At 69.4% G+C, this 16,654-nt stretch carries 17 protein-coding genes; 7 read left to right on the top strand and 10 right to left on the bottom strand.

Annotated features, from left to right (window positions below; genetic code table 11):
- Positions 1 to 111 precede the first annotated feature (111 nt).
- The 4 genes from nrdE to QH270_RS21485 form a co-directional block, all read right to left on the bottom strand.
- Entirely contained in the window at positions 112 to 2,193 is a 2,082-nt protein-coding gene (gene nrdE / locus QH270_RS21500) for a class 1b ribonucleoside-diphosphate reductase subunit alpha (protein WP_280345368.1), read from the bottom strand.
- Positions 2,194 to 2,252: 59 nt separating this feature from the next.
- Entirely contained in the window at positions 2,253 to 2,723 is a 471-nt protein-coding gene (gene nrdI, locus QH270_RS21495; protein ID WP_280345361.1) for a class Ib ribonucleoside-diphosphate reductase assembly flavoprotein NrdI, read from the bottom strand.
- 23 nt (positions 2,724 to 2,746) lie between these two features.
- Positions 2,747 to 2,980, bottom strand: a complete 234-nt coding sequence (gene nrdH / locus QH270_RS21490) for a glutaredoxin-like protein NrdH (protein WP_110036239.1) — start codon at positions 2,978 to 2,980, stop codon at positions 2,747 to 2,749.
- A gap of 386 nt (positions 2,981 to 3,366) precedes the next feature.
- Positions 3,367 to 3,936 (bottom strand): NAD(P)H-dependent oxidoreductase, encoded by a 570-nt coding sequence (locus QH270_RS21485; RefSeq protein WP_280345358.1) that lies wholly within the window; start codon positions 3,934 to 3,936, stop codon positions 3,367 to 3,369.
- Between the two features lie 87 nt (positions 3,937 to 4,023).
- On the opposite strand from QH270_RS21485, the gene QH270_RS21480 reads away from it, so the two are divergent.
- Both QH270_RS21480 and nadE read left to right on the top strand, forming a co-directional pair.
- Entirely contained in the window at positions 4,024 to 4,680 is a 657-nt protein-coding gene (locus QH270_RS21480) for a TetR/AcrR family transcriptional regulator (RefSeq protein ID WP_432420399.1), read from the top strand.
- A 6-nt stretch (positions 4,681 to 4,686) separates the two neighbouring features.
- A complete protein-coding gene (gene nadE / locus QH270_RS21475) occupies positions 4,687 to 5,511 on the top strand; it encodes an ammonia-dependent NAD(+) synthetase (RefSeq protein ID WP_280345356.1) in 825 nt (274 codons plus the stop codon).
- Between the two features lie 149 nt (positions 5,512 to 5,660).
- On the opposite strand, the gene QH270_RS21470 is transcribed toward nadE, so the two are convergent.
- Positions 5,661 to 5,903 (bottom strand): MoaD/ThiS family protein, encoded by a 243-nt coding sequence (locus QH270_RS21470; protein WP_280345354.1) that lies wholly within the window; start codon positions 5,901 to 5,903, stop codon positions 5,661 to 5,663.
- Positions 5,896 to 6,954, bottom strand: a complete 1,059-nt coding sequence (moaA, locus tag QH270_RS21465; protein WP_280345352.1) for a GTP 3',8-cyclase MoaA — start codon at positions 6,952 to 6,954, stop codon at positions 5,896 to 5,898. Before moaA ends, QH270_RS21470 begins: the two co-directional genes overlap by 8 nt.
- 141 nt (positions 6,955 to 7,095) lie before the next feature.
- On the opposite strand from moaA, the gene QH270_RS21460 reads away from it, so the two are divergent.
- The 3 genes from QH270_RS21460 to QH270_RS21450 are packed head-to-tail and all read left to right on the top strand — an operon-like array spanning position 7,096 to position 9,762.
- The gene (locus tag QH270_RS21460; RefSeq protein ID WP_280345350.1) at positions 7,096 to 8,301 is read left to right on the top strand and encodes a molybdopterin molybdotransferase MoeA; all 1,206 of its coding nucleotides are present in this window, start codon (positions 7,096 to 7,098) and stop codon (positions 8,299 to 8,301) included.
- The gene (gene moaCB, locus QH270_RS21455) at positions 8,298 to 9,338 is read left to right on the top strand and encodes a bifunctional molybdenum cofactor biosynthesis protein MoaC/MoaB (RefSeq protein ID WP_280345348.1); all 1,041 of its coding nucleotides are present in this window, start codon (positions 8,298 to 8,300) and stop codon (positions 9,336 to 9,338) included. The genes QH270_RS21460 and moaCB overlap by 4 nt, the downstream gene beginning before the upstream one ends.
- Positions 9,331 to 9,762, top strand: a complete 432-nt coding sequence (locus QH270_RS21450; protein WP_280345347.1) for a molybdenum cofactor biosynthesis protein MoaE — start codon at positions 9,331 to 9,333, stop codon at positions 9,760 to 9,762. The genes moaCB and QH270_RS21450 overlap by 8 nt, the downstream gene beginning before the upstream one ends.
- 4 nt (positions 9,763 to 9,766) lie before the next feature.
- Here the strand turns inward: QH270_RS21450 and QH270_RS21445 are convergent, their stop codons facing one another.
- The 3 genes from QH270_RS21445 to QH270_RS21435 form a co-directional block, all read right to left on the bottom strand.
- Positions 9,767 to 10,804 (bottom strand): CobW family GTP-binding protein, encoded by a 1,038-nt coding sequence (locus QH270_RS21445; RefSeq protein ID WP_280345345.1) that lies wholly within the window; start codon positions 10,802 to 10,804, stop codon positions 9,767 to 9,769.
- Positions 10,805 to 10,921: 117 nt separating this feature from the next.
- Positions 10,922 to 13,123, bottom strand: a complete 2,202-nt coding sequence (locus tag QH270_RS34710; RefSeq protein WP_432420398.1) for an N-acetylmuramoyl-L-alanine amidase — start codon at positions 13,121 to 13,123, stop codon at positions 10,922 to 10,924.
- Between the two features lie 178 nt (positions 13,124 to 13,301).
- Positions 13,302 to 13,829 (bottom strand): sigma-70 family RNA polymerase sigma factor, encoded by a 528-nt coding sequence (locus tag QH270_RS21435; RefSeq protein ID WP_280345343.1) that lies wholly within the window; start codon positions 13,827 to 13,829, stop codon positions 13,302 to 13,304.
- Positions 13,830 to 14,047: 218 nt separating this feature from the next.
- Here QH270_RS21435 and QH270_RS21430 point away from each other — a divergent pair, with 218 nt between their 5' ends.
- Both QH270_RS21430 and QH270_RS21425 read left to right on the top strand, forming a co-directional pair.
- A complete protein-coding gene (locus QH270_RS21430) occupies positions 14,048 to 14,380 on the top strand; it encodes a hypothetical protein (protein WP_280345341.1) in 333 nt (110 codons plus the stop codon).
- Positions 14,381 to 14,566: 186 nt separating this feature from the next.
- Entirely contained in the window at positions 14,567 to 15,547 is a 981-nt protein-coding gene (locus tag QH270_RS21425; protein ID WP_280345338.1) for a cation diffusion facilitator family transporter, read from the top strand.
- 469 nt (positions 15,548 to 16,016) lie between these two features.
- On the opposite strand, the gene QH270_RS21420 is transcribed toward QH270_RS21425, so the two are convergent.
- Entirely contained in the window at positions 16,017 to 16,493 is a 477-nt protein-coding gene (locus QH270_RS21420) for a lipase family protein (protein ID WP_280345336.1), read from the bottom strand.
- Between the last annotated feature and the right edge of the window lie 161 nt (positions 16,494 to 16,654).

The following is a 16,654-nucleotide window of genomic DNA, read 5'->3' as shown; positions in this document are numbered from 1 at the left end:
CCCCCCCTGTGGGCCGGGGGGGGGGGGCCCTCTTCCTATTTCTCCGCCCCATCCCCCACACCCTATGGGGGGGGCCCCGGTGGCCCCCCCCCCCTTTCGCACGTCTTCAGCTCACAGCATGCAGCTGACGCAGCCCTCCACCTCGGTCCCCTCGAGGGCCATCTGGCGCAGGCGGATGTAGTAGAGCGTCTTGATGCCCTTGCGCCAGGCGTAGATCTGGGCCTTGTTCAGGTCGCGGGTGGTGGCGGTGTCCTTGAAGAACAGGGTCAGCGACAGGCCCTGGTCCACGTGCTGGGTGGCCGCGGCGTAGGTGTCGATGATCTTCTCGTAGCCGATCTCGTAGGCATCCTCGTAGTACTCGAGGTTGTCGTTGGTGAGATACGGGGCCGGGTAGTAGACGCGGCCGATCTTGCCTTCCTTGCGGATCTCGATCTTCGACGCCACCGGGTGGATGGAGCTGGTGGAGTGGTTGATGTAGGAGATCGAGCCGGTCGGCGGGACGGCCTGCAGGTTCTGGTTGTAGATACCGAACTCCTGCACCGAGGCCTTCAGCTCACGCCAGTCGTCCTGGGTGGGGATGTGCACGCCCGCGTCGGCGAAGAGCTGACGCACCTTGTCGGTCTTGGGCTCCCACACCTGCTCGGTGTACTTGTCGAAGTACTCGCCGCTGGCGTACTTCGACTCGGCGAAGCCGCCGAACGCGCTACCGCGCTCCTTCGCGATCAGGTTCGAGGCCCGGATCGCGTGGTAGACCACGGTGTAGAAGTAGATGTTGGTGAAATCGACACCCTCTTCGGAGCCGTAGTGCACCCGCTCGCGCGCCAGGTAGCCGTGCAGGTTCATCTGGCCGAGGCCGATGGCGTGGGACTCGTTGTTGCCCTGCTCGATCGAGGGCACCGAGTAGATATGGGTCTGGTCCGACACCGCGGTGAGCGCGCGGATCGAGGTCTCGATGGTCTGGCCGAAATCCGGGGAGTCCATCGCCTTGGCGATGTTGAGCGAACCCAGATTGCACGAGATGTCCTTGCCCACCTTGGAATACGACAGATCGTCGTTGAATTCCGACGGGGTCGAGACCTGCAGGATCTCCGAGCACAGGTTCGAGTGGGTGATCTTGCCCTTGATCGGGTTGGCCCGGTTCACCGTGTCCTCGAACATGATGTACGGGTAGCCCGACTCGAACTGCAGCTCGGCGATGGTCTGGAAGAACTCGCGCGCCTTGATCTTCGACTTGCGGATGCGCTTGTCGTCGACCATCTCGTAGTACTTCTCGGTGACGTCGACATCGGCGAACGGCTTGCCGTAGATGCGCTCGACGTCGTACGGCGAGAACAGGTACATGTCCTCGTTCTTCTTCGCCAGCTCGAAGGTGATGTCGGGGATCACCACGCCCAGCGAGAGCGTCTTGATGCGGATCTTCTCGTCCGCGTTCTCGCGCTTGGTGTCGAGGAAGCGGTAGATGTCGGGGTGGTGCGCGTGCAGATACACCGCGCCCGCGCCCTGCCGCGCGCCCAGCTGGTTGGCGTAGGAGAACGAGTCCTCGAGCAGCTTCATGATCGGGATGACACCCGAGCTCTGGTTCTCGATCTTCTTGATCGGCGCGCCGTGCTCACGAATGTTGCTCAGCAGCAACGCGACACCGCCGCCGCGCTTGGACAGCTGCAGCGCGGAGTTGATGGAGCGCCCGATGGACTCCATGTTGTCCTCGATGCGCAGCAGGAAGCACGACACGGGCTCGCCGCGCTGCTTCTTACCGGAGTTGAGGAAGGTCGGGGTGGCGGGCTGGAAGCGGCCGTCGATGATCTCGTCGACCAGCTTGCTCGCCAGCACCTCGTCGCCCGCGGCCAGCGTCAGCGCGACCATGACGACGCGGTCCTCGAACCGCTCCAGGTAGCGCTTGCCGTCGAAGGTCTTGAGCGTGTACGAGGTGTAGTACTTGAACGCGCCGAGGAAGGTGGGGAACCGGAACTTCTTGGCGTAGGCCTGCTGGAACAGGGCCTTGATGTACTCGCGGCTGTACTGGTCGAGAACCTCGGTCTCGTAGTAGTTCTCCTTGACCAGGTAGTCCAGCTTCTCGTCGAGATTGTGGAAGAAGACCGTGTTCTGGTTGACGTGCTGCAGGAAGTACTGGTGCGCGGCCTCGCGGTCCTTGTCGAACTGGATCTGTCCGTCGGGGCCGTACAGGTTCAGCATCGCGTTGAGAGCGTGGTAGTCCAGAACCTCGCCCGCCTCGCCGCGGGCGGCGGACTGCTCTAGGCGAGCTGTCTTGCCTGCCGGTGCTGTGGTTGCTGTTGCCAAAACAATCCCAATCCCTCTCGGACGCGCACGACGTCCTCAGCGGTTCCCATGAGTTCGAAGCGATACAGGTACGGCACCCCGCATTTGCGCGAGATGATGTCGCCTGCGGCGCAATAGGTATCGCCGAAGTTCGTGTTGCCGGCCGCGATCACACCGCGCAGCAGCGCGCGGTTGTGCGGGTCGTTGAGGAACTTGGCGACCTGCCGCGGTACGAGGTCCTTGTCGGACCGTTGTCCCCCCATGACGTGCCGACCACCCCCGTAGGTGGGAGTGATCAGCACGTAGGGTTCGTCGACGCGCAGCGAATCAGCGGTGTGCAGTGGTAGCCGAGTCGCCGGGAGACCCAGCTTCTCGACGAAACGATGAGTGTTCTCCGAAGCGCTGGAGAAGTAGACCAGCCCGCCCGGAGTGCTCCGCTCGGGCATGACGCCTCCTTCCGGCGGAAGTCCTAGGCGGCCGCGACCGCGAGCGACTTGATGCGGTCGGGACGGAAGCCCGACCAGTGATCGTCACCGGCGACGACGACCGGCGCCTGCAGGTAGCCGAGGGCCATGACGTAGTCGCGCGCCTCGTCGTTCTCGGAGATGTCGATGACGTCGTAATCCACCCCGGCCTTGTCGAGCGCCTTGTAGGTGGCATTGCACTGGACGCAAGCGGGCTTGGTGTACACGGTGATGGTCATCTAGAGTCCCTCTCTCCTATGCCTGATCCACAGCCTGTGATCCGTATGCAGTGCACGAACGGTGTTGCTGCGCAAACTCCTGGATCTGGCGAAGAAAGCCCTGCTCGTAACCCCTTCCCTTGGGCCCGATCAGTGGTGGCTCCACACCGTCTTCCAGTACCGAAGACACTACACCTAGTGGCCGACAGATTGGAACAACACAAGGTGTTGCGAGTCGCACAGATGTAATTCCGACGCGGTAAGTCCCAGGACGCGCCATCGACACGCTGGGGAAACAGTGGCCCAGATCACGATTTTGCATCCCGGCGAGTCTTCAGCAAACTCCGCGGACAGCACAGGGGCGTCGCACCCGCGATGGATGCGACGCCCCTGGTCGAACCGACAGCTTACGCCGAGACGAGCTTGCCGTCAGCGGCGGCGACCAGCTCGTGCACGGTCGCGCCGAGCTGGGTCAGGGCCTCGGCGTCCTCGGTCGGGTGGGTCTGGCCGAAGCGCTCGCCGATGGTGCCGAAGCGCGCGTGCGCCGCCTCGACGACGACGCCGCCGGCGACACCGACGGACTTCACCGCGTCACCGTGGGCCCACTCGGCCGCGCGGGGGCTGATCGAGGCGCTCACGACCGCGACCGGCTTGCCCTTGATCGCGCCGGCGCCGTACGGGCGCGAGGCCCAGTCGATGGCGTTCTTCAGCACGGCGGGCAGGGTGCCGTTGTACTCGGGGGTGACCAGGAGGACGGCGTCGGCCGCGGCGACGGCGGCGCGCAGCGCCTCGGCCTGCGCGGGCACGGAACCGGGGACGTCCAGGTCCTCGTTGTAGAAGGGAATCTCGCCGAGACCCTCGTAGATGGCGATGTCGACGCCGGCGGGCGCGGTCTTCGCGGCGGTCTCGGCCAGCTGGCGGTTGATCGAGCCCGCGCGCAGGCTGCCGACCAGGGTGAGGATGCGGGTCTCGGCCATTATCGACTCCTTGGTGTGTTGAATGGAATGAGCTAAGTTCAATCACCATAACCGGACCGCAGTCCGATTACTTCCCCCGGAGGACGCGTGAGCGGCGTGAGGTACAGCACACCCAGCCCGGACGGTGCGCCGCTGCTGCGCATCGAGCCGTCGCAGCCCGCCGTCGCCGAACCGAGCGAACGGGCCGACGCCGCCCGTAACCGGGCCCTGCTGCTCGACGCCGCCCAGCAGCTGGTGCGCGAGCACGGCGCGGGCGGGCTGACCATGGACGCGGTCGCCAAGCGCGCCGGCGTCGGCAAGGGCACGGTCTTCCGCCGCTTCGGCAATCGCACCGGGCTGATGCTGGCGCTGCTGGACCACTCCGAGCAGAAGTTCCAGGCCGCTTTCATGTTCGGCCCGCCGCCGCTGGGCCCCGAGGCGAGCCCGGTCGAGCGGCTGATCGCCTTCGGGCGGACCCGGCTGCTCGACATCGAGGTCGAGGGCGATCTGCACCGCGCGGCCGAGGAGAAGGGCCGTTTCGGGGCAGGGCCCTACGCCCTGCACAAGTCGCACATCATGCTGCTGCTGCGCGGCGCCGAGGTCGACGGTGACGTGTCCTTGATCGCGGACACGCTCATGTCGACCCTCTCGGCGGCGCTGGTCATTCACCAGATCGACATCCTCGGCTATACGCGCGCTCAGCTCGGCGACAACTGGGAATGGCTCGTTCGCCGGGTCGTTTCCCCTGCCGCGCAAGTAGAGTGAGGCGGCATGGGGACACTGCGTGAACAGATCATCGCCGAGTTGGGCGTCCTGCCGGAGATCGAGCCGAAGCAGGAGGTCCGCCGTCGCGTCGACTTCCTCAAGGACTATCTGGGCACCACGCCGGCCAAGGGCTTCGTGCTCGGCATCAGCGGCGGCCAGGACAGCGCGCTGGCGGGCAGGCTGTGCCAGCTCGCCGCCGAGGAACTGCGCGCCGACGGCGCCGAGGCGACCTTCCTCGCCGTGCGGCTCCCCTACGGCGTCCAGGCCGACGAGCACGACGCGCAGGTCGCCCTGAACTTCGTCGACCCCGATCGGACGGTCGTGGTGAACGTGCGGCCCGGTGCCGACGCGGTCGCGGCCGAGGTGGCGGGCGCGCTCGACCACGAGCGGCTGCGCGATTTCGTGCGCGGCAACATCAAGGCCAGGGAACGGATGGTCGCGCAGTACGCGCTGGCCGGGCAGGAGAACCTGCTCGTCGTCGGCACCGATCACGCGGCCGAGGCGGTCACCGGGTTCTTCACCAAGTTCGGCGACGGCGGGGTCGACCTGACGCCGCTGACCGGCCTCACCAAGCGCCAGGGCGCGGCCCTGCTGCAGGAACTCGGTGCGCCGTCGAGCGTCTGGTCCAAGGTCCCCACCGCCGACCTCGAGGACGACCGCCCCGCGCTGCCCGACGAGGAAGCCCTCGGCCTGCGCTACGCCGAGATCGACGACTACCTCGAGGGCAAGGACGTCACCGACGAGGTGGCCGCCCGCGTCGAGTCGATCTTCACCAACACCCGCCACAAGCGCACGGTGCCGGTGACCCCGCACGACACCTGGTGGCGCTGAGCTCAGCAGATGACGGCGCGTCACCGGAGGCGTTGGCGCGCAAGAGGTCTCGCAGCAGGTCGTAGTCGATCTTCGCCGGGTCGCGGAAGCGTAGTCAGCCCTCGCCCATGTCGTGCTGGGCGAGGCGCTCGGCAAAGGCGGCGCTCGGGCTAGCCGCCCGCGAACGGGGGCAGCACGTCGACGCGGTCACGCAGCATGGCCGACGGGTCGCGGGTGAGTTCGTCGCCGATCAGGAAGGCGCAGACCCCGACGAGGGTGTCGATCTCGGAGCCGTAGGTGGCGGCGAGGGTGGCGCGCAGGTCGGCGACCGTCGCGCCGGAGGGCAGGTCGAGTGATTCGGTGTTCTTGCCGACCGCGTCGGCGATCGCGGCGAAGTAGCGGACCTCAACCACCGATGGCTCCCATCGTGCGTTCCGGCGGGACGAAACCCGCGGCGTCGATGCCGTGACCGGCCCATTTCTGCCACATCGCCCCGCGCCACAACTCGGCGACCTCGTCGTCGTCCGCACCGGCGCGCAGCGCGGTCCGCACGTCGAACTCCTGGTCGCTGAACAGGCACGAGCGCAGCATGCCATCGGCGGTGAGGCGGGTGCGGTCACAGCTGTCGCAGAACTTGCGGGTGACGGTCGCGATGATGCCGACCGCGGCCGGACCACCGTCGACCAGCCACTTCTCGGCCGGCGCCGACGGATCGGACCGGCCTGCCTCGGTGAGGCTGAACCGTTCGCCGAGGACGTCGAGCAGGTCGGCGGCCGTCACCATGTTGGCGCGTGCCCATTCGTGGTCGGCGTCGAGCGGCATCTCCTCGATGAACCGCAGTTCGCACTCCTCGGCCAGGCACCACGCGAGCAGGTCCGCCGCACCGGCCAGGTTCTGGCGCATCAGTACCGCGTTCACCTTCACCGGCGCCAGTCCGGCATCCCGGGCGGCGCGGATGCCGTTGAGCACCGATTCGAGCCGGTCGCGGCGGGTCAGGCGGGCGAAGTCGAGCCGGTCGACGGTGTCGAGGGAGACATTCACCCTGCTCAGCCCGGCCTTGGCCAGGGCACGCGCCCGGTGTTCGAGGCCGACGCCGTTGGTCGTCATCGCCAGTGGCGTATCGGGCACCGCGGCGTGACAGCCCGCGATGATCTCCTCGAGCTCGCGTCGCATCAGCGGTTCACCGCCGGTGAAGCGCACCTCACGCACGCCCAGCTCCCGCACCGCGAGCGTCACCAGCCGGATGATCTCGCCGGCGCTGAGCAGTTCCTCGCGCGGAATCGGCGGCAGACCTTCCTCGGGCATGCAGTAGGTGCAGCGCAGCGAGCACTTCTCGGTGATGGAGACGCGCAGGTCGCGCGCGACCCGGCCGAAGCGGTCGACGAGGAGCGGCGTCTCGGGCCGGCCGTCCAGGGAAGGCCGCTCCGATCGCACAGCGGGTATCCCCATTTCGACCAGCGTCATTCCTTCAGTATGCCCCGTGAGGGCGGGCGGGACCGGCCGGGAGCGCCGATCCGTCACGATCTCGTCGCTCACCGGATCGAGGCCCTCGCTGTGAGCTATCCGGTACGTTCGCGCCGCTCCCGGGGCGATTAGGCTGGCAGCATGACTTCCCGGCCCGCCACCGCGTCGGCGCGCAGCGTCGACGAGTACCGCGACACCGTCGCCGCGCTGCTGGCCCCGCTCGCCGATCGCCGGAACGAAGCCGTCCCGGTGCCCGACGCGCTCGGCCGGGTGCTGTCGGCCGACGTGCTGTCCCCGATCGATCTGCCGGTGTTCCGCAACTCCGCGATGGACGGGTACGCGGTGCGTGCCGCCGACGTGGCCGTCACCCCGGTCACCCTGCCGGTGGCCGGCGTGGTCGCGGCGGGCAAACCGGGGACAACGCCGCTGCCCGAGGGCGCGGCGGTGAAGGTGATGACCGGCGCGCCGATCCCGCCCGGCGCCGACTGCGTGGTGCCCGTCGAGGACGTGCGTTCCGACGGCGACCGGATCGTCGTCGAGCGCGGCCGTGGCCAGGGCGAGTTCGTGCGGGAGGCAGGCACCGATGTGCGTGCTGGCGACCTGGTGGCCCGCGCCGGGACCGTCCTCGCGCCCCGCCATATCGCGGCACTGGCGGCGGTCGGATTGCCGAGTGTGCCGGTGCTGCGTCGCCTGCGCGCCGTGTGCATCACCACCGGCGACGAACTGCGCCCCGCCGGCGCGGAGCTGGCGCCGGGACAGATCTACAACTCGAACGGGATCGCCCTGGCCGCGGCGCTGCGGGCCGACGGGGTCGAGGTGCTCGAGGTGGCGCACAGCTCCGACGACGCGGCCGAGTTCACCGCCGTGCTGCGCGCCGCGGTGGCCGCCGCCGATCTGGTCTGCACCTCCGGCGGGGTGTCCAAGGGCGACTTCGAGGTCGTCAAGGACGTGTTGCGGCCGCTCGGCGGGGTGTTCGGTTCGGTCGCGGTGCAGCCGGGCGGGCCGCAGGGGTACACGGTGGTCGACGGTGTTCCGGTGCTGAGTTTCCCCGGTAATCCGGTGAGCACCACGGTCTCCTATGTGGTCTTCGCCCGCGATGTCGTGCGCGCGCTGGGCGGCCTGCCCCCGGCGGTCACCGCCGAGACCACGTTGCTCACCCCGGTGCGCTCCCCCGGCGGCAGGCGCCAGTACCTGCGTGGGCTGCTCACCGGCGACGGGGTGGAGGTGATCTCCGGACCGGGCTCCCACCTCATCGCCGGCATGGCCTGGGCCGATGTGCTCGTCGATGTGCCCGCCGAGGTCACCTCGCTGCCCGCGGGGGCCACTGTGCGAATCTTGAAGCTATGAGCGAGTTGTCGCACGTCGACCGGGAGGGTCGGGCACGCATGGTGGATGTCAGCGCGAAGGCCGACACCACCAGGATCGCCGTCGCCGCGGGTGAGTTGCGCACGACGCCCGAGGTGCTCGCGCTGGTCAGGGCCGACGACATGCCGAAGGCCGATGTGCTGTCGACGGCGCGACTGGCCGGGATCTCCGGTGCGAAGAAGACCTCGGAGCTGATCCCCCTGTGCCATCAGCTCGCGTTGTCGTCGGTGAAGGTGGAGTTCGGGTTCACCGAGAACGCCATCACCATCGAGGCGAGCGCCAAGACGACCGGGCCGACCGGGGTGGAGATGGAGGCGCTCACCGCGGTCGCCGTCGCCGGGCTCACGCTGCACGACATGGTGAAGGCCGTCGATCCGGCCGCGGTACTGACGAACGTCCGATTGCTCACCAAAGAGGGTGGGAAGCACGGACATTGGGTGCGACCGGACAGGGGCGCGGAGAGCCCTGCCGAGCGCCCGGCGGCGCACCCCCATGACGCGACCGGCCCCCTCGACTCGGCGGAAGGCGCTGCTCCCCAAGATGTTTCGCGACCGGCGGTTGTCGTGGTCGCTTCCACCGGCGCTGCGGCCGGGACACGCGTTGACACCACCGGGCCGGTGCTCGCCGAATGGCTGACGGCGCGGGGCTTCTCGGTGCGTGGGCCGCTGGTGTACGCCGACGCCGACATCGCGGCGGGCCTGGCCGACGCCCTGCTCGGCGGACCGTCACTGGTGATCACCACCGGCGGCACCGGCGCCTCGCCGACCGATGCCACCCCCGAGGCCACCCGCGCCGTGCTCGACCGCGAGCTGCCCGGGGTCGCCGACGCCATCCGGCAGCGCGGGACCGCGAAGTTCCCGCTGGCCGCGCTCAGCCGCGGGGTGGCGGGGCTGGCCGGACACACCGTGGTGGTCAACCTGCCCGGCTCGCCCGGCGGGGTGAAGGACGGGATCGCCGTCCTGGAACCACTACTCGATCACCTGCTCGCGCAAGTAGCCGGAGGCGGCGCCCATGAATGACCACGGCACGGTCCGGCTGACCGCGATCAGCGACCAGGACCTCGATCCCGTCGCCGTCGAAAAAGCCGTCGACGGACCGGAATTCGGTGCCGTCGTCGTGTTCACCGGCAAGGTCCGCAACCACGACGGCGGGCAGGCCGTCACGGCGCTCGAGTACTCGGCGCATCCGCAGGCCGAACGATTCCTGCACACGATCTGCGCCGAAGTCGCCGCCGCGCACGGACTTCCGGTGGCCGCGACGCATCGCGTCGGGTCGCTCACCATCGGCGATCTGGCGATCGTCGTCGCGGTCGCCGCGCCGCACCGGGCCGAGGCCTTCACCGTGTGCGCCGAACTCGTCGACCGGATCAAGCACGAGGTGCCGATCTGGAAGCGGCAGCTGTTCGCCGACGGGCTGTCGGAATGGGTCAACGCCTGCGGCTGAGCGGCTAGCGCGGGGTGTAGCGCCAGACGCCGAGCATCGCCTGCTCGTCGAGCGGCTCGTCACCGTCGAACACGGTGGCGTGCAAGCGATCCAGGGCCGCATCCGGCTCCAGCCCGGCGCCGATCAGCACCAGGCTCGACACCCGTTCCTCGCCGCGTGCCCAGGTGCCGGGCGTGAACACGACATGCCTGCCGACCACGTGCAGCTCGAACTTGCGGCGCTCCCCCGCCACCGCGAACGCGACACAGCCCTTGGCGCGGAACAGGCCGGGCGGCGGATCCTCCAGGAAGGCGACCAGGGCGCGCGGATCCAGCGCCCGCTTGCTGGTGAACGACACCGAGAGGTATTCGTCGTGCAGGTGCCGGTGGTCGGGATCGTCGTGGTCGTGGTCGTGGTCGTCGAGCAGGGCGTCGAAGCTCAACTGCTGCGCCACTGTCGGTTCCTCGCGCACCCGCTCGTCGAACAGCAGGCCGGGGTCGACGCGACCGTGCGTCGTCGCGTACACCGGCACCTGACCCACCCAGTCGGTGATCCGCGCGCGCAACGCGGCCAGCGCCTCGGGCGCGACGCGGTCGGCCTTGTTCACCAACACCAGATCGGCCAGCCGCAGATGCGTCACCAGTTCCGGATGCCGCGCGCTGGTGGAGTCGAACAGTTCGGCGTCGACGACCTCGACCAGGCCGCCGTAGGCGATCCGCGGGTTCGGGGTGGCGATCACCATCCGGATCAGGTTGCGCGGCTCGGCCAAGCCACTCGCCTCGACGACGATCACGTCGACCGCGCTGCGCGGCTGCGCGAGGCGGCCGAACAGGTCGTCGAGTTCGGAGACGTCGACAGCGCAGCACACGCACCCGTTTCCCAGCGACACCATGGCGTCGACCTGGCCCGCGACCAGCATGGCGTCGATGTTCACCGCGCCGAAGTCGTTGACCACCACTCCGATCCGGGTGCCCCGGTTGTTGCGCAACAGATGATTGAGCAGGGTCGTCTTCCCCGAGCCCAGGAACCCCGCGACGATCACAACAGGAATCACTGTTCTCATCTTGCCTCGCTCGTCCGGCGCGGCGGCACGGCCCCCTCGCGTCGTCAGCGGAACCGTCCCCGCACACCGCGGCGGCCGCCGCCCCGGGTGGGACGACGGCCGCCGCGGTGACCAGTGCTACTTGGTGGGGCCGAAGACCATGCCGACCAGGGTGTAGGCCAGGTTGATCAATTGGTTGGTGATCATGGTGTTGTCCATGCCGAGGGACTGGGCCAGCGGCATCAGCATGTCCATGACCTTCAGGATCGGACCGCCGAGGGCGCTCAGATCGGGCAGCTCTTCCTCGGGAGTCGCCTGGGTCTTCGGCGTGGCCTCCCGCTTGCGGGGGCTCGGCGCGGCGGGCGCGGTCGGCTCGCCGGGGGCCGCGGTCCGCACCTGGGTGCCGGTGCCTGCGCGCGCGGGTTCCGGGCTGGGCGGTACCGCCAGCTGACCACCCGATCCGCTCGGCGGCCGTCCCTCGTTACCACCCGGGACCTGGAAGTGCCCGCTGGACCCGGCGGGCGGCTTCGGAACCGCCGAGACCGGGCGCGCCGGGGCGGCGACGGTGGTGGTCGGCGCGGTGCTGGTCGACCGCGGCTGGCCCGTGCCCGGTGTGGGCTCGTCAGCGGCCGGCGCCGGCGTTGTAGTCGGCGCCGGGGTCGTGGTCGACGCGGCTCCGTCCTGTGCGGGCTCCTCCGGGAGGGATGTCGGGTCCGCCCCCGAGTCCGTGGGCTCAGCCCCGGTGGAGCCCGCGCCCGGAGTCGAACCGGCCTGTCCGGCCGCAGCTGGTGCGCTGGTCGTCGTCGGCGCGGCGGGACCGGACGGTTCCCAAGTGTCGGCGGGCGCGCTCTTCGTCGTCGTACCGTTCGCGGCGGGTCCGGCCGCCGGGGTGGTGGTCGGCGTCGCCGTGCTCGAGGGGTCGGCGGCGTCGGCGGGCGCGCTCGGTGTGGTCGTGCCGCTCGCCGAGCTCGTGGTGGTGGGCGTCGCGGTGTGGGACGGATCGGCCGCGTCGGCGGGCGCGCTCGGTGTCGAGGTCGGCGCCAGCGCGGGTGCGGCGGCCTCGGGCCGGTCGGCGGCCGAGCCCGAATCGGCCGGAGCCGGGGCGCTCTTGGTCGTGGTCACGGTGTCGGACGGGTCGGCGGCCTCGGCCGGAGTCGAGGTGGGGACGCCGGTCGACGCCGGGACGCGAGCCGGGAGGTACGCGGCGGGGCGGTCGGACGCGGAGCCCGAATCAGCCGGAGCCGGAGCGCTTTTCGTCGTCGTCACGGGTACGGACGGCGCGCTCGGTCCCGCCGCGTCGGCGGGCGCGCTCTTCGTCGTCGTGGGAGTGCCCGAGGACTCGGTGCCGGGCGCGCTCTTCGTGGTGGTGCCGTCCGCTGACGGTTCTGTCGCGGGATCGGCGGGCGCGCCCGTGGTCGGTGCCGCGCTGCCGGACGGCTCGGCGGCGTCGCCGGGCGCGGGCTTGCTCGTCGAGGTCGCGCTCGGGTCCACCGAGGTCGAGACGGGGACACGGGCGGGAGCCGGGCTGAAGGCTGCCGGGGTCGCGGTGACGGGCTTGTCCAGCAGATAACCGACAACGCCGGTGGCGATGGCGACGGCATGCTTCAGCTGACCCTCGCGGGATTCCAGGAGCGCGGCATCCTCGGGGTTGGCCCCGTTGCCCATCTCCACGAACACCATCGGCACCTGGGTCAGCGCCGGACCGGCGATGTCGTCCCTGGTCTGCAGCCCGTTGTCGACGCCCGCGTAGGTGGCGGCGGGGAAACCGGAGGCGAGATAGGCGTCGCGGACGACCGAGGACACGGCGCGCCCCGGACCGGACTGCGCCTGGTCGGCGGCGGGGTTCGGGATCGGCAGCGCGGGCACGATCAGGTGGAAGCCACGCTGGTCGGCGGGGGCGCTGTCGGCGTGGATGCTCACCGCGACCGCCGCGCCGGAAGCATTGGCGGCACGGGCGCGATCGTCGACGCAGCCGCCCCAGCCGGTGTCGTCGGCACGACTGAGCACGACCTCGGCGCCGAGGGCCTGCAGCGAGGCCTGCACGAGCTGGGCGACCTGCCAGTTGATGGTGTGTTCGGGGACGCCGTTGAGACTGGTCATGCCGGTGGTCTGGCAGTCCTTGGTGCCGCCGCGGCCGTTGTCGACCTGGCGGGACAGGTTCTCCGAATGCGCGGACCCCTGATGACCTGGGTCGAGGAAGATCGTCTTGCCGGCGAGCTGATCGCCCACCGCCGGTTCGGGCGTCGCGTTGGCCTGCACGGGCACCAGCCCGGTCAGCGAGACCACGACCGCGGCGGACACGGTGGAGCAGAGACCGGCCTTCATGATGTTTGGTTGCATGTTCGGTCGGCACCCCGGAACGGAGCACCCCTCCCTTCCCATTGGTAACACCAAACCCAGTGGTTCACTCTTGCAACACGAGCAACCACAGAGCAAGCACCGTTATCGAAATGTGACAGGCGAGAAGGGGCAGATCAGCGCTGGTCAGACGCCCAAATACGGCCTCGACGGCGGCCGATCAGGCAACGTCGGGCAATTGACGCAGCGACCGCAACGCGTAGTGCACGCGTGTCTTGACCGTGCCGACCGGAATGCCGAGGTCCGCGGCCACCTCCCGGTACCCGCGATCGCGCAGGATCACCTCGACGACGGCCGCGCGCTGCGGCTCGGGCAGGTGCGTGAGCAGCTGGTCGACCAGCAGCCCGTCGACGAGCCCGTCGGCGAAATCGCGACAGGCCACGTCGGTGACATCGTCCCAGCCCACATCACCGGGCCGGGCGGCCCGCGCCCGCACGATGTCGACGACGACATTGCGTTCGATCGCCAGCAGCCAGGTCCGCACACTCCCCTTGCTCGCGTCGAAGTCCCGGCACGCGCGCCATCCGCGCAACAGCGTCTCCTGTACGGCATGCTCGGCCAGGCCCGGATCCCCCAGTCCGCGCAGCGCCCGCCAGTGCAGCAGTCCGCGGTCGGCGGCCAGTACCTCGGCCAGGCCCTCGGAGGTACACAGTCGCGCGCAGTGCGCACCGCAGGGTTCGTCTGTCATATCCGGTTATCGCCGCGAGCGGCGGCGATGACAACGCCTTAAGCAACTCTTCAGGATCCTGCTGGCCCGCCACGCGACACTCTTTTCGCGAGCCCGGGCCGGGCCTGCTCCAGGAGGGGGGAGCAGGGCCCCCGGGCTCGTTCTTTTTCCGTATCCGGCCGATCCCTCGACACAACCGGCCGTCGAGGACGACAATCGCGGCGAGGGGAGCGAGAAACGTGGACATCCATGCATACCCGACCGACGCCACCACGCCGGTCGATCAGGCCGAGGCCACCCGCATCGCGGAGGCTCGGCTCCCGGCGCCGGATCAGGGCACCGAGCGGCACGTCGTCGAATTCGACGACGGTTTCATCGTCCTCGCCGTGCGGCCGCTCGCCACGGTCGCCGGACGATCACGACCGGTGGGCGGTTCGGTCCATGTCATCGACAGGGAGACCGGCGCGGTGTCGTTCTGGCCGACCTACCCGTACGAGCTGATCGCCCCGCTCTACGCGACGGGCCGGTTGATCGTCGAGGACGAGTGGCCGGATCAGGCCGACCGATCGTGACCTGCCGGGCTTCCCCACCGGACCCCGCGCACATCTAGGCTGGAACCCGAGCGGGACCGGCGGGCAGCCGCATGCCGTTGACCAGCCACGATCCCTCTCTGACACGGGCAGATCAAGAACGAATTGCACACATAGCGATGTGTGCATATGATTGCGACCGATCGAACCGCACGGAGGGATGACGCGATGGGCGCAGGACACGGGCACGACCACCACAAGGTCTCGGCCGACAGCGATCGGCGCTGGCTGGCCGGCGCACTGGCGGTGATCGTCACCTTCCTCATCGGCGAGGTGATCGTCGGCATCATCGCCGATTCGCTGGCTCTGCTGTCCGACGCGGCGCACATGACCACCGATGCCGCCTCCATCGTGCTGGCGCTGCTGGCGATCCGGCTCGCGGCGCGACCGGCGACCGGCCGGATGACGTTCGGCTGGAAGCGCGTGGAGATCCTGTCCGCCCAGGCCAACGGCCTGACCCTGCTCCTGCTGGCGGCCTGGCTCGGGTACGAGGCGATCCGCAGGCTGTTCGAGCCGCCGGAGGTGCACGGCACACTGGTGCTGGTGACAGCGCTGGTCGGCGTCGCGGTCAATGTGCTGGCCACCTGGATGATCAGCAGGGCCGACCGGTCCAGCCTCAATGTCGAGGGCGCCTATCAGCACATCCTCAACGACCTGTTCGCGTTCATCGCGACGGCCGTCGCGGGCCTGATCATCATCCTGACCGGGTGGGTGCAGGCCGACGTGATCGCGACCCTGATCGTGGTGGCGCTGATGATCAAGGCCGGCATCGGGCTGATCCGCAAGTCGAGCCGCATCTTCCTCGAGGCGGCGCCGGACTATCTCGATCCGGAGCGGGTCGGCCGCGACATGGCCGCCAGGGACGGCGTGACCGAAGTGCACGACCTGCACATCTGGGAGATCACCTCGGGCTCCCCCGCGCTGTCGGCACACGTGCTGGTCGAGCCCGGCCACGATTGCCACGCCGTGCGCGAGGACATCGCGCACATGCTCGACCACGAGCACCACATCGAGCACGTCACCCTGCAGGTCGACCACGCGCGCCCGACGGTGATCGGCATCGGCGCCGACGACAGCGACACCAGCCACTGCGGTGAGGCGCACGGGCCCCGGCACGTGCCGACCGGCAAGGCCGCGCACTCGCACTGACCCCCGCACGACGGAAGGGCCCCACACCTGACAGGTGCGGGGCCCTTCTCATCGGTCACGCCAGTGGCGGACCCGGCCGTTCATCGACCGAGGGGGCTTGTTCAGCCGCCGAAGGAACCGGTCCACAGGGTGTCGACCAGGCCGTGGAGGGCGGCGCCCAGGGTGTCGAAGAGGCCGTTCAGAGCGGCGCTACCGGTGTCGATGATAACGGGGATCATATGAATTCCTCTGTTCTCTTCAGTCCCAGCCGCAGCTGGCTTACAGAGGGCGTATCGACACTCGAACAGCGCGAGTTACGGAATTCCCGAATTAGTGACGGCGCTAACAGGTACCCCAACAAACCTATCACCACCTGCGGTTATGCTCGAATACCTCATATTCCTGAGGGAAATATGAGAACTCCGTGAGAGTCATGTTGCGACATCCGATAAGTCCGAATTTCCGATGCCACCAGAAATAGGGGCGCCAATCACGAATTGATAATGTTACTTACGGTCTCACCTACTTTCCCGCCGCGGACCGGCCGACCGCCCAGCATCGTGACCACCAGGGCGAGGAAGTCCAGGTGGCCACGCAGGGCGGTGACGTCGCGGGCCACCGAGACCACGGTGCTGGTCCCCGACCGCACCGGGCGGCCGGCGAAACGGTCGGTCAGCCAGGCCAGGGCCACCGGGACGACGAGGAACTCCAGTGGCAGATGCGAGCCGCGCCGCACCCGCAGGTATTCGACGGTCGCGCCGGCCGCCCGGTATCTGGCGACCTGGCCGTCGATGTCGGCGACCGCGATCACCTCGTCACGCACGCCCTGCACCACCAGCAGCGGGGCGGCGGGAGCCCGGGTACCCGGCTCGATGTCGGCCAGGATGCGGCGCAGCGCCGGTTCGGCGAGCAAACCGGCCACCCCGTCGCGCAGATGCCGGGCGACATCGCGTCGGGCGAACCGCAACAGCAGCGCGAAGGTGGGGCGTTGGGGGGGCGCGCCCCGCCCGGGCCCGGGGGCCCGGGGGAGGGGGTAGTGGGGGGCCCCCGGCACGGGGGGGTTTGGGCGGGGCCCCCCCCCGCCCCAGGCGGCGGGGAACCCCGCGCCCCCCCCCCCCGGGGGGCCCC

This window comes from Nocardia neocaledoniensis, from assembly GCF_029868625.1.
In the GTDB taxonomy this organism is placed as follows: Bacteria; Actinomycetota; Actinomycetes; order Mycobacteriales; family Mycobacteriaceae; genus Nocardia; species Nocardia neocaledoniensis_A.
This window is presented reverse-complemented; position numbering and strand designations above follow the sequence as displayed.

Coding starts and splice junctions, on each gene's coding strand:
- moaCB (WP_280345348.1), top strand. CDS start 8,298: ATGAGCGAGTTGTCGCACGTCGACCGGGAGGGTCGGGCACGCATGGTG.
- nadE (WP_280345356.1), top strand. CDS start 4,687: ATGGGGACACTGCGTGAACAGATCATCGCCGAGTTGGGCGTCCTGCCG.
- QH270_RS34710 (WP_432420398.1), bottom strand. CDS start 13,123: ATGCAACCAAACATCATGAAGGCCGGTCTCTGCTCCACCGTGTCCGCC.
- nrdH (WP_110036239.1), bottom strand. CDS start 2,980: ATGACCATCACCGTGTACACCAAGCCCGCTTGCGTCCAGTGCAATGCC.
- nrdI (WP_280345361.1), bottom strand. CDS start 2,723: ATGCCCGAGCGGAGCACTCCGGGCGGGCTGGTCTACTTCTCCAGCGCT.
- QH270_RS21460 (WP_280345350.1), top strand. CDS start 7,096: ATGACTTCCCGGCCCGCCACCGCGTCGGCGCGCAGCGTCGACGAGTAC.
- QH270_RS21425 (WP_280345338.1), top strand. CDS start 14,567: ATGGGCGCAGGACACGGGCACGACCACCACAAGGTCTCGGCCGACAGC.
- nrdE (WP_280345368.1), bottom strand. CDS start 2,193: ATGCTGAACCTGTACGGCCCCGACGGACAGATCCAGTTCGACAAGGAC.
- moaA (WP_280345352.1), bottom strand. CDS start 6,954: ATGACGCTGGTCGAAATGGGGATACCCGCTGTGCGATCGGAGCGGCCT.
- QH270_RS21485 (WP_280345358.1), bottom strand. CDS start 3,936: ATGGCCGAGACCCGCATCCTCACCCTGGTCGGCAGCCTGCGCGCGGGC.
- QH270_RS21445 (WP_280345345.1), bottom strand. CDS start 10,804: ATGAGAACAGTGATTCCTGTTGTGATCGTCGCGGGGTTCCTGGGCTCG.
- QH270_RS21450 (WP_280345347.1), top strand. CDS start 9,331: ATGAATGACCACGGCACGGTCCGGCTGACCGCGATCAGCGACCAGGAC.
- QH270_RS21435 (WP_280345343.1), bottom strand. CDS start 13,829: ATGACAGACGAACCCTGCGGTGCGCACTGCGCGCGACTGTGTACCTCC.